The 13,571-nt window shown below is 69.5% G+C and carries 12 protein-coding genes; 7 read left to right on the top strand and 5 right to left on the bottom strand.

From position 1 onward, the window contains the following. Positions 1-54 precede the first annotated feature (54 nt). On the bottom strand, positions 55-1,272 hold the full coding sequence (locus ALMP_RS03870) for an alpha/beta hydrolase family protein (protein WP_264924622.1): 1,218 nt from the start codon (positions 1,270-1,272) through the stop codon (positions 55-57). A 91-nt stretch (positions 1,273-1,363) separates the two neighbouring features. Beyond that, the gene (locus ALMP_RS03865; RefSeq protein ID WP_264924621.1) at positions 1,364-2,005 is read right to left on the bottom strand and encodes a TetR family transcriptional regulator; all 642 of its coding nucleotides are present in this window, start codon (positions 2,003-2,005) and stop codon (positions 1,364-1,366) included. Between the two features lie 123 nt (positions 2,006-2,128). Between ALMP_RS03865 and ALMP_RS03860 the strand changes: the two genes are divergently transcribed. Continuing rightward, the gene (locus tag ALMP_RS03860) at positions 2,129-3,748 is read left to right on the top strand and encodes an MFS transporter (RefSeq protein WP_264924619.1); all 1,620 of its coding nucleotides are present in this window, start codon (positions 2,129-2,131) and stop codon (positions 3,746-3,748) included. A 558-nt stretch (positions 3,749-4,306) separates the two neighbouring features. On the opposite strand, the gene ALMP_RS03855 is transcribed toward ALMP_RS03860, so the two are convergent. Beyond that, entirely contained in the window at positions 4,307-5,098 is a 792-nt protein-coding gene (locus tag ALMP_RS03855; protein WP_264924618.1) for a potassium channel family protein, read from the bottom strand. An 83-nt stretch (positions 5,099-5,181) separates the two neighbouring features. After that, on the bottom strand, positions 5,182-7,929 hold the full coding sequence (gene aceE / locus ALMP_RS03850; protein ID WP_264924617.1) for a pyruvate dehydrogenase (acetyl-transferring), homodimeric type: 2,748 nt from the start codon (positions 7,927-7,929) through the stop codon (positions 5,182-5,184). A 362-nt stretch (positions 7,930-8,291) separates the two neighbouring features. Here aceE and ALMP_RS03845 point away from each other — a divergent pair, with 362 nt between their 5' ends. The 6 genes from ALMP_RS03845 to ALMP_RS03820 all read left to right on the top strand — a co-directional run bounded on the left by ALMP_RS03845 (position 8,292) and on the right by ALMP_RS03820 (position 12,701). After that, positions 8,292-8,729, top strand: a complete 438-nt coding sequence (locus tag ALMP_RS03845) for a DUF3052 domain-containing protein (RefSeq protein WP_264924616.1) — start codon at positions 8,292-8,294, stop codon at positions 8,727-8,729. Positions 8,730-8,867: 138 nt separating this feature from the next. After that, a complete protein-coding gene (locus ALMP_RS03840; RefSeq protein WP_264924615.1) occupies positions 8,868-9,326 on the top strand; it encodes a peroxiredoxin in 459 nt (152 codons plus the stop codon). A 157-nt stretch (positions 9,327-9,483) separates the two neighbouring features. Further along, positions 9,484-10,059 carry a calcium homeostasis/redox stress adaptation protein gene (locus ALMP_RS03835; RefSeq protein ID WP_264924613.1) on the top strand — a complete coding sequence of 192 codons (576 nt, stop codon included), beginning with the start codon at positions 9,484-9,486 and terminating at the stop codon, positions 10,057-10,059. Between the two features lie 95 nt (positions 10,060-10,154). Further along, the gene (locus ALMP_RS03830; protein ID WP_264924612.1) at positions 10,155-10,730 is read left to right on the top strand and encodes a TerD family protein; all 576 of its coding nucleotides are present in this window, start codon (positions 10,155-10,157) and stop codon (positions 10,728-10,730) included. A gap of 49 nt (positions 10,731-10,779) precedes the next feature. Next, entirely contained in the window at positions 10,780-11,928 is a 1,149-nt protein-coding gene (locus tag ALMP_RS03825) for a DUF475 domain-containing protein (protein WP_264924611.1), read from the top strand. 38 nt (positions 11,929-11,966) lie between these two features. Then, on the top strand, positions 11,967-12,701 hold the full coding sequence (locus ALMP_RS03820) for a Tellurium resistance (RefSeq protein ID WP_264924679.1): 735 nt from the start codon (positions 11,967-11,969) through the stop codon (positions 12,699-12,701). Positions 12,702-12,761: 60 nt separating this feature from the next. Here ALMP_RS03820 and ALMP_RS03815 read toward each other — a convergent pair whose 3' ends face one another. Beyond that, positions 12,762-13,514, bottom strand: coding sequence for a TerD family protein (locus ALMP_RS03815; RefSeq protein ID WP_264924610.1), 753 nt, complete (start codon positions 13,512-13,514; stop codon positions 12,762-12,764). Between the last annotated feature and the right edge of the window lie 57 nt (positions 13,515-13,571).

Below are 13,571 nucleotides of genomic sequence, written 5' to 3'. Positions count from 1 at the left end.
TAAGCGGGAGAGCTCCTTCGTCGCCTCCCCGGGCGCGCCGCAATTCCTGCTTCTCTACGCGCGTTGGGCCGTCGTCGTGTCGGACAAACCCTCCCGGCAGACGTCATCGTCTCCCGCGCACCGCACCGACCGGTACGCGCCGGTGCCGATACCGGCGAAGTTGCGCAGGCTGTCGGTGCCGGGCTCGAAGTAGCCGCCGTGACCCCGGGCCTCCCGCGCGGACAGCACACGCGCGCCGAACGCCGCCGACACCGGGTCCTCGCCGTGCCCGAGACCGCCGACCTCCAGGTAGGGCACGTCCTGCACCCAGTCGTCGGCGTCCCGCATCGCCCACACCCGGGCGGAGGTGCCCAGCTGGGCGGCCTTCTCCACCCGCATGCCGGGGCTGCCGGCCACGGCGATGTCGGTCACCCGGGCCGGCATCGCGTGCGCGGCGACCCCGCACAGCACCGAGCCGTAGCTGTGGCAGAACAGGGAGACCGGCGCGCTGCCGGGCAGGGCGCGCAGCAGCGCGTTCAGCCGGACGGCGCCGTACTCGGCGCGCATCGCGGTGGCCGAGTCGATGCCGAGACCGGCGGGGGAGGTGTAGTCGGCCCAGGCGATCACGGCCGTCCGCGTCGTGGGGCTGACCTCGCGCTCGGCCGCGTACAGGGCCTGGGCCATGCCGACGGGCGCGGAGTACTTGCGGTTCGTGCGCTGGAAGGTGAGCAGCGCGGTGTCGACGCCGGGCACCACGACGGAGATCCGCTCGGCCCGGTCGAGGTCGCCGAAGACCTCGGCGGCGCGGCCGGAGCCCTCCGGGTCGAAGGCGAGGATCTGCCGGGTGGTGTCGCTCAGCGACTCGAAGCGGTGCATGCGCCGGCCGGCCTCGTGCTGTCCGGCGGGCGTGAGCCGGCTGTCGCGCATGCGGGCGCGTTCGACCAGCACCTGCTGGAGCAGCGCGACCCGGTTGGCGCGGTAGCGCAGCTCGACCGGGGCGCCGTTCATGTTGCCGACCGCGAGCGGGTAGCGGTGGGCGAGCCGGGTGCGCTGCGCGGCGGTGAGCGAGGCGAAGAACCGGGCGAGGTGGGCGGGCGCCGCGTGCGGGTCGGGCAGCCGGCGCCCGTCGACGCGTGCGCGCTCCCAGGCCGACAGCGACGCCTGGAGCGCGGTGGTCTCCCTGTTGTGGCGTACGGCGGTCCAGCCGGTCGTCGCGAGCATCAGGAACACCACGGCCAGCGCGAGGAGCGCGCGCCACACATTGAGTTGCGGGGAGGTGTCGAAGGAAGTCACTGGGAGGACACACTAGGAGAACGAGAAGGTCTCGCGAGGCCTGAGTGACAGGGATCACGTTTCGATGACCGTGTGATGGTCATGAGAGCTGTCAGGTCGTGCGCCAGTCGCCCAGCAGGGCCGGTCCCACCTGGTCCAGGTAGGAGGCCGTCAGCGCGCGGACGCGCTCCACGCTGAAGTCGGCGCCCGTGCTCCACTGCCGTTCCGTCACCCGCATCACCCCACCGAACACGGCCACCGCCAGCCGTGGCCGCGGGTCGGCGTCCACGTCCACGCCCTCGCGCTCCGCGATCACCCGGGCGATCGCCTCCTCGACCTCCGCCGAGCGCCGCAGATACGCCGCGAGCAGCACGGGCGTCGACTCGATCACCCGGTACATGCGCAGATGCAGCTCCACCGGCACGACGGAGGCGACGATCTCGTGCAGCGAGTTCCAGCTCTCCAGGACGGCCTGGCGCAGCGCCTCCATCGGGGCCTCGTGGGCCGGTCGCTCGCGCACCGCCTGCACGAAGCGCGTCACGGTCATGTCGGCCAGGGCGAGCGCGACCTCCTCCTTGCCGGCGAAGTAGCGGAAGAAGGTGCGCTGGGAGACGTCGACCGCCTCGGCGATCTCGTCGACGGTGGTGCTCTCGTACCCCTGGGAGGTGAACAGTTCCAGGGCGGCCCGCACCAGCGCGTCATGGGTGCGCTGTTTCTTGCGTTCCCGCAGCCCCGTGCGTGGCGCCGTTTCCATGGCGAGTCTCTTTCCCTGTTTTTTCGCCGTTCGCCCAGCTCAGGCGAGGGGCGAGTGACGTGACAGTTACCGACTAGTGAATTGGTTTGTCAACTGTCAGTGGCTGTCATTAGCCTCCGCGGTATGACTAGTCAGACCACCATCGACAAGACGGGCCCGGGGGACGCCATACCCTCCGGTCCGTCGGACCAGCCACCGGCCACGGGGCTGCGCGGCCACCCGTGGTTCACGCTCATCACCGTCGCCGTGGGCGTCATGATGGTGGCCCTCGACGGCACCATCGTGGCCATCGCCAACCCGGCCATCGCCAAGGACCTCGGCGCCACCTTCGCCGAGGTGCAGTGGATCACCAACGCCTACTTCCTCGCCCTCGCGGTCTCCCTGATCACCGCGGGCAAGCTCGGTGACCGCTTCGGCCATCGGCAGACCTTCCTGATCGGAGTCGTCGGCTTCGCCGCCGCGTCCGGCGCGATCGGCCTCTCCGACAGCATCGCGTTCGTCGTGACGTTCCGTGTCCTCCAGGGTCTGTTCGGCGCGCTGCTGATGCCGGCCGCGCTCGGCCTGCTGCGGGCGACCTTCCCGGCCGAGAAGCTCAACATGGCCATCGGCATCTGGGGCATGGTCATCGGCGCCTCCACCGCCGGCGGCCCGATCCTCGGCGGTGTCCTCGTCGAGCACGTCAACTGGCAGTCGGTGTTCTTCATCAACGTGCCGGTCGGCATCCTCGCCGTCGCCCTCGGCGTCGTGATGCTGCTCGACCACCGCGCCGAGAACGCGCCGCGCTCCTTCGACATCCTCGGCATCGTCCTGCTCTCGGGTGCGATGTTCTGCCTGGTGTGGGCGCTGATCAAGGCTCCGGAGTGGGGCTGGGGCGACGGCAAGACGTGGGCGTTCATCGGCGCGTCCGTGCTGCTGTTCGCGCTGTTCTCCCTCTGGGAGACCAAGGTGAGCGAGCCGCTGATACCGCTGGGGCTGTTCCGCTCCGTCCCGCTCTCCGCCGGTGTGGTGCTGATGGTGCTGATGGCCATCGCGTTCATGGGCGGCCTGTTCTTCGTGACGTTCTACCTCCAGAACGTGCACGGCATGAGCCCGATCGACGCGGGTCTGCACCTGCTGCCGCTCACCGGCATGATGATCGTCGGCTCTCCGCTCGCGGGCGCGATGATCACCAAGGTCGGCCCGCGCGTGCCGCTGGCCGGCGGCATGGCGGCCACCGCGATCGCCATGTATGGCATGTCCACGCTGGACACGGGCACCGGCAGCGGTGTCATGTCCCTCTGGTTCGCCCTGCTCGGCCTCGGCCTCGCGCCGGTCATGGTCGGCGCCACCGAGGTCATCGTGGGCAACGCCCCCATGGAGCTCTCCGGTGTCGCCGGCGGCCTCCAGCAGGCGGCCATGCAGATCGGCGGCAGCCTCGGTACGGCCGTCCTGGGCGCCGTGATGGCCTCCAAGGTCGACAGCGACCTCGCGGGCAACTGGACGGACGCGGGGCTCCCGCCGCTGACGGCGGCCCAGGAGCACCAGGCCTCCGAGGCGGTCCAGGTCGGCGTGGCACCGATCGCGCCGGGCACCCCGGACGCCGTCGCCGCGAAGATCACCGACGTCGCCCATGACACCTTCCTCTCCGGGATGAGCCTGGCGTCCCTGGTCGCGGCCGGCGTGGCGGCGGTGGCGGTCCTCGTCGCCCTGCTCACCAAGCGCGGTCAGAACGCGGAGGCGGGCGCCGGGGTCGGCCACATCTGACGCGATTTCAGCGGAGTTTCCCCTATCAGGGTGACAACGCTAAAGGTCCCTCGCCTCCGGCACGTGTCACAGGTCACAGTGGGTCAAGCCCTCCGGAGGGGAGGGCGGCCAGGGGCTGCGGCGCGCTGCCGGAGGGGGACAGCGCGCCGCCGACCACCTCTCACATCAGCCCGCGGGCGGCACGCCCCCGCCGGTCCCCGGGCACGCCCCGTCAGTCCCCGGGCATGCGTCCGTCGGCCCTCGGGCTGGCCCCCGTCGGCCGCGGGCACACCCGTCAGTCCCCGGGCTCGCACCCGTCGGCCCCGGGCACGCCCCCCGTCAGTCCCGGGCACGCCCCCGACAGTCCCGCGCACGCGCCCGTCGGCTCCCAGGGGCGCGGGGAACTGCGCGATCAGCCACGACGGGCCCGCAGGCGGCGGTGGTGGGCGCGCCGCGGGGCCCCGCCCCCGTCAGTCCGCGGGCAGTCGTGCCGTCTGGGGCGGCACGGGTGGGCGCGGGCGGCACCCCGCCGGCGCCGGGCCGCGCGACCCACCCCCCAGCACCAACCCGGCCCCCCGTTCAAGCGCCCTCAGCGCCAACCCCGGCCCCCCGTTCAAGCACCCCCGCACCAACCCCGCCCCCGCCGGCAGGCTCCCGCAGCGCCGCCACCTCCGCCCGCAGCGCCCGGACCTCCTCCGTCAGCGCCCGGATCGCCTCCGTCCGCTCCTGCTCGCCGACGTCGTCCTTCTCGAACCGCTCGATGAACCACGCCGCGATGTTCGCGGTCACCACACCCAGCAGCGCGATCCCCGAGAGCATCAGCCCCACCGCGATCACCCGCCCCATCCCGGTGGTCGGCGCGTGATCCCCGTACCCGACGGTCGTCATCGTGGTGAAGGACCACCACAGCGCGTCACCCAGCGTGCGGATGTTCCCGTCCGGCGAGTCCCGCTCCACCGACAGCACCGCCAGCGAGCCGAACACCAGCAGCCCCGCGACCGAGCCCGCGACATACGTCGTCACCCGCACCTGCGAGGCCATCCGCGCCCGCTGCCCCACCAGCAGCAGCGTCGACACCAGCCGCAGCAGCTTCAACGGCTGGATCAGCGGCAGCACCACCGCGCACAGGTCCAGCCAGTGCGTCCGGACGAACTCCCGTCGGTCCTCCGCCAGCACCAGCCGCACCGCGTAGTCCGCGGCGAACGCCGCCCACACCGCCCATTCGACCGCGGTGCACACGGCCGTCAGCGACCGTCCGGCCGATGTGTCGACGATCGGAAGGGCGTAGGCGACGGCGAACACTGCGGCGAGCGCCAACAGCGGCCGCTGCGTCCGTCGCTCCCAACGGGTCTGGGCCGATAGCTCCTGCATGCCCCGCATCGTAAAGAATTCGTGCAGAGTCGGGGGCGGTGAGGTACGAACCTCACCGCCCCCGGTGAACCGCCGCGCGCCGCCTAGGCGTCGCCGCCCGCCGCCCCGGGGTCCGCCGCCGAGACGTCCAGCAGCTGGTAGCGGTCGATGGCCTGCTTCAACGCCGACCGGTCGACCTTGCCCTCCTTGGCCAGCTCGGTCAGCACCGCCACCACGATCGACTGCGCGTCGATGTGGAAGAAGCGGCGGGCCGCGCCGCGGGTGTCCGCGAAGCCGAACCCGTCCGCGCCCAGCGACTGGTACGTGCCCGGCACCCAGCGCGCGATCTGGTCCGGCACCGACCGCATCCAGTCGGAGACGGCGATGAACGGCCCCTGCGCCCCGGTCAGCTTCCGCGTCACGTACGGCACCCGCTGCTCCTCCTCCGGGTGCAGCAGGTTGTGCTCCTCGCAGCTCACGGCCTCGCGCCGCAGCTCGTTCCAGGAGGTCGCCGACCACACGTCGGCCTTCACGTTCCACTCCTCGGCGAGGATCCGCTGCGCCTCGACGGCCCACGGCACCGCCACACCGGAGGCCATGATCTGCGCCGGGATCGCCCCGGCCGTGCCCTCGCTGAACCGGTAGACGCCCTTGAGGATGCCCTCGACGTCCACGTTCTCCGGCTCGGCCGGGTGCTGGATGGGCTCGTTGTAGACGGTGAGGTAGTAGAAGACGTCCTCGCCCGGCCTGCCGTCGGCGGTCTCGCCGTACATCCGCCGCAGACCGTCCTGCACGATGTGCGCGATCTCGTAGCCGAACGCCGGGTCGTAGGCGACGCACCCCGGGTTCGTGGACGCCAGCAGCTGCGAGTGGCCGTCCGCGTGCTGGAGGCCCTCACCGGTCAGCGTCGTACGGCCGGCGGTCGCCCCCAGGACGAAGCCGCGCGCCAGCTGGTCGGCCATCTGCCAGAACTGGTCGCCGGTGCGCTGGAAGCCGAACATCGAGTAGAAGACGTAGACCGGGACGAGCGGCTCGCCGTGCGTGGCGTACGCCGAGCCGGCCGCGACCAGCGAGGCCGTGCAGCCGGCCTCGGAGATGCCGTCGTGCAGCATCTGCCCGGTCGGGGACTCCTTGTACGCGAGCAGCAGCTCCCGGTCGACCGCCTCGTACTGCTGGCCGAGCGGGTTGTAGATCTTCGCGCTCGGGAAGAACGAGTCCATGCCGAAGGTGCGGTACTCGTCCGGCGCGATCAGTACGAACCGCTTGCCGAGTTCCTTGTCCCGCATGAGGTCCTTCAGCAGCCGCACGAACGCCATGGTGGTGGCGATCGACTGCTGACCGGAGCCCTTCTTCACGGTCGCGTACGTCTTGTCGTCCGGCAGCGGCAGCGGCTTGGCGCGCACCACACGGGTCGGCACGTACCCGCCGAGCGACTTGCGCCGGTCGTGCATGTACTGGATCTCCTCGGAGTCCCGCCCCGGGTGGTAGTACGGCGGGAGCCCGCTCTCCAGCTCCTTGTCGGAGATCGGCAGGTGCAGCCGGTCGCGGAACCGCTTCAGGTCGTCGACCGTCAGCTTCTTCATCTGGTGCGTGGCGTTGCGGCCCTCGAAGTTGGGCCCCAGGGTCCAGCCCTTGATCGTCTTGGCGAGGATGACCGTCGGCTGGCCCTGGTGCTCCTTGGCCGCCTTGTACGCCGCGTAGATCTTCCGGTGGTCGTGACCGCCGCGCCCCAGGTGCAGGATCTGGTCGTCGGTCATGCCCTCGACCATCGCGCGCAGCCGCTGGTCGTCCCCGAAGAAATGCTCGCGGATGTAGGAGCCGGTCTCGGTGGCATACGTCTGGAACTGGCCGTCCGGCGTGATGTTCATCTTGTTGACCAGGATCCCGTCCCGGTCCTGCGCGAGCAGCGGGTCCCAGGTGCGGTCCCAGATCAGCTTGATCACGTTCCAGCCGGCGCCCCGGAAGACCGACTCCAGCTCCTGGATGACCTTGCCGTTGCCGCGCACCGGGCCGTCCAGGCGCTGGAGGTTGCAGTTGACGACGAAGGTCAGGTTGTCCAGGCCCTCACGGGCGGCGATGGTGAGCTGGCCGAGCGACTCCGGCTCGTCCATCTCGCCGTCCCCGAGGAACGCCCACACGTGCGAGCGGGAGGTGTCGGCGATCCCGCGCGCGTGCATGTAGCGGTTCATCCGCGCCTGGTAGATCGCGCCGATCGGCCCGAGGCCCATCGACACGGTCGGGAACTCCCAGAAGTCCGGCATCAGCCGCGGATGCGGGTACGACGACAGCCCGTACGGCGCCTTCGACTTCTCCTGGCGGAACGCGTCCAGGTTGTTCTCGCCGAGCCGGTCGAGCAGGAACGCGCGCGCGTAGATGCCCGGCGAGGCGTGCCCCTGGAAGAAGACCTGGTCGCCGCCGTCGCCCTCGTCCTTGCCGCGGAAGAAGTGGTTGAAGCCCACGTCGTACAGCGACGCCGAGGAGGCGAAGGTGGCGATGTGACCGCCGACGCCGATGCCCGGGCGCTGGGCGCGCGAGACCATCACGGCCGCGTTCCAGCGGGTGGCGTTCAGGATCTTCCGCTCGATCTCCTCGTTGCCCGGGAAGAACGGCTCGCTCTTGGTGGGGATCGTGTTGACGTAGTCCGTGCTGCGCATCTCGGGCACGGCCACGCGCTTCTCGCGGGCCCGCTCGATCAGGCGCAGCATGAGATAGCGGGCCCGCTCCCGGCCGCGCTCGTCGATCGCGGCGTCGAGGGAGTCGAGCCACTCCTGGGTTTCCTCGGGGTCGAAGTCAGGAACCTGACTCGGAAGGCCGCCAATGATGATCGGGTTGCGATCGGATCCGGAAGCCACGCTGTTCCTTACCTGTCAGAGGGCCGTATTTTCGAGGGTCTGCGGTATGCCTGCACCGTTCCCCATCGTGTACCTCGGGGAGGCAAACGTCATCTCTACCGAGAGGTAACCCGAGGGACTCATGGGATCTCCTACCCTGGCGCGCACCCAAACGCGCAAACCCGGCAGATGGCCGTGATGTGTGTCACTGCCGGACGGGATACCGTGTCAGGAGTTGCGCCGACACCGCCGGGATCGTCACCGTTTCGGCGGTCTGAACCGCCGGGTACTTGCGCGATCGGTCCCGCCCGTGTGGACTACGGCCAATGCTTCGCGCACGCGCGTGGCTGAGTTATTCCCGAAAAACGATCAGGAGGCAACCCGTGAGCGCGACCGCGGACCACGCGGAGGAGCGGACGAGCCCTGCCGTCAGGCTGGGGTTCCAGCCCGAGCAGGTGGTCCAGGAGATCGGCTACGACGACGACGTCGATCAGGAGCTCCGCGAGTCCATCGAGGAAGTCATCGGCAGCGACCTGGTGGACGAGGACTACGACGACGTGGCCGACGCCGTGGTGCTGTGGTTCCGCGACGAGGACGGCGACCTGACGGATGCGCTGGTGGACGCCACCACGTACATCGAAGAAGGCGGCTCGATCCTCCTCCTCACGCCGAAGACCGGCCGTGCGGGGTACGTGGAGCCGAGCGACATCTCGGAAGCCGCGACGACGGCGGGTCTGTCGGCCAGCAAGAGCGTCAGCGTGGGCAAGGACTGGAGCGGCAGCCGGCTGGTGACCCCCAAGGCGGCCAAGGCCAAGAAGTAGCCCCGTACCGAAGGAGCGCCCGCACCGGCCCTTCGAACGCCGGACGGGCTGGCGTCGCCAGCCCGTCCGATGCCGGGCGGTGATCGCTGCGTAGGGTGGGTCCCACCCGAACAGCCTCACCGAAGGGACATCCAGGAGATGGCGATCCAGGTCGGCGACAAGGCCCCCGACTTCGAGCTCAAGGACAACCACGGCGCCACCGTCAAGCTGTCCGACTTCCGCGGCAGCAAGAACGTCGTTCTGCTGTTCTACCCCTTCGCCTTCACCGGCGTGTGCACCGGCGAGCTGTGCGAGCTGCGCGACAACCTGCCGCAGTTCTCCGACCGCGACACCCAGCTGCTCGCCGTCTCCAACGACTCCATCCACACCCTGCGCGTCTTCGCCGAGCAGGAGGGCCTGGAGTACCCGCTGCTGAGCGACTTCTGGCCGCACGGCGAGGTCTCCCGCGCCTACGGCGTCTTCGCCGAGGACAAGGGCTGCGCGGTGCGCGGCACCTTCGTCATCGACAAGGAGGGCGTGGTGCGCTGGACCGTCGTCAACGGCCTGCCGGACGCCCGCGACCTGAACGAGTACGTCAAGGCGCTCGACGCCCTCTGATGTCCGCCGGCCCCCGAGGGCGAGCCGATGCCGACACCCTGTGATTCTTCGGCTCCAGGGCCTGCGGGGGGCGGGAACCCGTCACTAGGATCGACTCGTTGATCCGATATCCGACGCATCACGGGGCCGCGCGCCCCGGGACACCAATGGAGGACTCGTGGGAGTCAGCCTCAGCAAGGGCGGCAATGTTTCACTGACCAAGGAGGCCCCGGGCCTGACCGCGGTCATCGTCGGTCTGGGGTGGGACGTGCGCACCACGACCGGCACCGACTTCGACCTGGACGCGAGCGCGCTGCTGCTGAACGGCGCGGGCAAGGTCGCCAGCGACGCGCACTTCGTCTTCTTCAACAACCTCAAGAGCCCCGACGGCTCCGTCGAGCACACCGGTGACAACCTCACCGGTGAGGGCGAGGGCGACGACGAGCAGATCAAGGTCGACCTGGCCGGCGTCCCGGCCGACGTCGAGAAGATCGTCTTCCCGGTCTCGATCTACGACGCCGAGAACCGCCAGCAGTCCTTCGGCCAGGTGCGCAACGCGTTCATCCGCGTCGTGAACCAGGCCGGCGGCGCCGAGATCGCCCGCTACGACCTCAGCGAGGACGCCTCGACGGAGACCGCGATGGTCTTCGGCGAGCTCTACCGGCACGGCGTGGAGTGGAAGTTCCGCGCCATCGGCCAGGGGTACGCCTCGGGCCTGCGCGGTATCGCGCAGGACTTCGGCGTCAACGTCTGAGAGGTGTGACCATTTCGTCCGGCGCCGCACCGTTTACGGGCGGCGCCGGACGCGCAGGACAACCGAAGAAGCAGGACCCAGGGGAGGACAGCATCATGGGCGTCACACTCGCCAAGGGAGGAAACGTCTCCCTGTCCAAGGTCGCGCCGAACCTCACTCAGGTGATGGTCGGCCTCGGCTGGGACGCGCGCTCCACCACCGGAGCCCCCTTCGACCTGGACGCCAGTGCGCTGCTGTGCCACGGCGGGCGGGTGCTGGGGGACGAATGGTTCGTCTTCTACAACCAGCTCAAGAGCCCCGACGGCTCCGTGGAGCACACCGGCGACAACCTCACCGGCGAGGGCGACGGCGACGACGAGTCGCTCCTGGTCGACCTCTCCAAGGTCCCCGCCCACTGCGACAAGATCGTCTTCCCCGTCTCCATCCACATGGCCGACGAGCGCGGACAGACCTTCGGTCAGGTCAGCAACGCCTTCATCCGTGTCGTCAACCAGGCCGACGGCCAGGAACTCGCCCGCTACGACCTGAGTGAGGACGCCTCCACCGAGACTGCGATGATCTTCGGTGAACTCTATCGCTACCAGGGGGAATGGAAGTTCAGGGCGGTAGGGCAGGGGTACGCGTCCGGTCTGCGGGGCATCGCCCTAGACTTCGGAGTCAACGTTTCGTAAAGCCGAGTACGGCGCGGGGGAGACCCGTACATACAGGATTGGGTAGCCAGTGGTTCTGAAAACCTTCGGCTGGTCGTTCGCGGTCACCGCGCTCGGCCTCGTCGCGGCGGTCTTCTACGGGGGGTGGACCGCTTTCGGTGTCGTGGCGATCCTCTCCGTCCTCGAGATCTCGCTGTCCTTCGACAACGCAGTCGTCAACGCCGGAATCCTGAAGAAGATGAATGCCTTCTGGCAGAAGATCTTCCTCACGATCGGCATTCTCATCGCCGTCTTCGGTATGCGACTGGTCTTCCCCGTCGTCATCGTCGCGGTCAGCGCCTCGATGGGCCCGATCGAGGCCGTCGACCTCGCGCTCACCGACAAGGACCGCTACCAGCAGCTGGTGACGGACGCCCACCCGTCGATCGCCGCCTTCGGTGGCATGTTCCTGCTGATGATCTTCCTCGACTTCATCTTCGAGGACCGGGACATCAAGTGGCTCGGCTGGCTGGAGCGGCCCCTGGCCAAGCTCGGCAAGATCGACATGCTGTCGGTGTGCATCGCCCTGATCGTGCTGATGATCTCCGCGATGACCTTCGCCAAGCACGCGCACCAGCACGGCGGCACCCACGCCGACAAGGCGGAGACGGTCCTGATCTCCGGTGTGGCGGGTCTGATCACCTACATGATCGTGGGCGGGCTCTCCGGCTTCTTCGAGGACAAGCTCGAAGAGGAGGAGGAGCGCGAGCACGAGGCCGAGGAGCAGGCCAAGCGCGAGGGCAAGCCCAAGTCGGCGGTCGTCCTGGCCGGCAAGGCCGCGTTCTTCATGTTCCTCTACCTGGAGGTCCTGGACGCGTCCTTCTCCTTCGACGGCGTGATCGGCGCCTTCGCCATCACCAACGACATCGTCCTGATGGCCCTCGGCCTCGGTATCGGCGCCATGTACGTCCGGTCGCTCACCGTCTACCTGGTCCGCCAGGGCACCCTCGACGACTACGTCTACCTGGAGCACGGCGCGCACTACGCGATCGGCGCCCTCGCCGTGCTTCTCCTCGTCACCATCCAGTACGAGATCCACGAGGTCATCACCGGCCTCATCGGCGTCGCCCTGATCGCCTGGTCCTTCTGGTCCTCCGTCCGCCGCAACAGGGCCCTGGCGGCGGCCGAGGGAAAGGGCGAGGGATCGGACGAGAAGACTGAGGTCTCGTCCGGGGTGTGATCACCTTCCCGGTGAGGAACGCTCTGTGCGGGGCGGGAATGGGCTTCTTCGACGGACTTAGGCCCGGCCGGGCCGCCGACTTCGACTCGGGCAACGCGGCCAACTCGATCGAACTGACCAAACGGCACAGCCAGGTCTCCCTCACCAAACAGGACGCCGCCAACGGGCACCTGCGGATCAACCTGACCTGGCGGATGCGCACCTCCGACTTCAGCGGCGGCCAGCGGGAGAGCCTGCTGCGCCACCCCTTCAAGGCGCTGCGCCCCCCGGAGGTCATAGGACACAGCCAGAGCATGGTCAACGTCGACCTCGACCTGGGCTGCCTGTACGAACTGGCCGACGGCTCCAAGGGCGTCGTCCAGCCGCTGGGCGGGCTGCTCGGCGACATCAACGCCCCGCCGTACGTGAAGCTCACCGGGGACGACCGGTTCGGGTCGGGGTCCGGCGAGACGATGTACGTCAACCTCGACCACCGGGACGCCATCAAACGGCTGCTGGTGTTCGTCTACATCTACGACCAGACGCCGGCGTTCGACCGTACCCACGCCATCGTCACGCTGTACCCGAGCAACGGGCCGCGCATCGAGATAGGCCTCGACGAGCGGCACCCCCAGGCCCGGTCCTGCGCGGTGGTGATGATCGAGAACGTGAAGGACGAGATCCTGGTACGGCGCGAGGTCCGGTTCGTGTACGGATTCCAGGGCGAGCTGGACCGCCTGTACGGGTGGGGCCTTCAGTGGGGCCGGGGATACAAGTCGAAGGTGGAGCGGTAGCGCCCGCCGGGGCGCCGCCCCTCGCCCGGTCCCCCTCTCACGCCCCCCGCGTGCTCTTCCTCACCGGCCGATGAACTGCGGCCCCTGCGGCGGCAGACGGAACTCCTGGGGCGGCGCCCCGGCGGTCTGGGCGTCCGGGTAGCCGTAACCGTACGTCGGCAGGTTCGCCGGGTAGCCGTAGGACGGCGGGGCCTGCTGCGGCACGGCCCCCGTCGGCTGCTCCGGGGGCAGCGGCTGGGAGCGGCTGGGCGTGGAGTCGGACGTCTCCTCCGACTCGTCCACCGAGATGCCGAAGTCGGTCGCCAGGCCCTTGAGGCCGTTGGAGTAGCCCTCGCCGAGCGCGCGGAACTTCCAGCCCTCCCCGCGCCGGTACAGCTCGCCGCAGATCAGCGCCGTCTCCTCACCCGTCTCCGGACGGATGTCGAACGTGGCCAGCGGTTTGCCGTCGGCGGCTGCCGCGTCGTACAGCAGGATGCTGAGGGACCGTACGCGGTCGAAGGTGACGCCGTCCGCCGAAGCGACCAGAAGAATCTGGCTGACGTCGGACTCGACACCGGTGAGGTCTGTCTGGATCGTATCGGTGAGGCCATCGGCGCCCCGTTTCTTGCCGAGCCGCCAGACCTTCCCGGAGGGGTGCCGGGGCTGGTTGTAGAAGACGAAGTCCTCGTCGGAGCGCACACGACCGTCGGGGCCGAGGAGCAGCGCCGAGGCATCCACGTCCGGGACCCCCTGCCCGGGTGTCCAGCGCAGCACGGCGCGCACCGTGGTGGCCTTCAGCGGGACGTTCGACCCCTTCAGCATGGCGTGCGTCATGCGCTCATCCTGCCCTCTCCGTTCTGCTCACGACAACGCGGGTACACGGGATCCGAC

It is taken from the genome of Streptomyces sp. A012304, from assembly GCF_026008495.1.
In the GTDB taxonomy this organism is placed as follows: domain Bacteria; phylum Actinomycetota; class Actinomycetes; order Streptomycetales; family Streptomycetaceae; genus Streptomyces.
The sequence above is the reverse complement of the archived record's forward strand: the minus strand, read 5'-3'. Positions and strand labels throughout refer to the sequence as shown.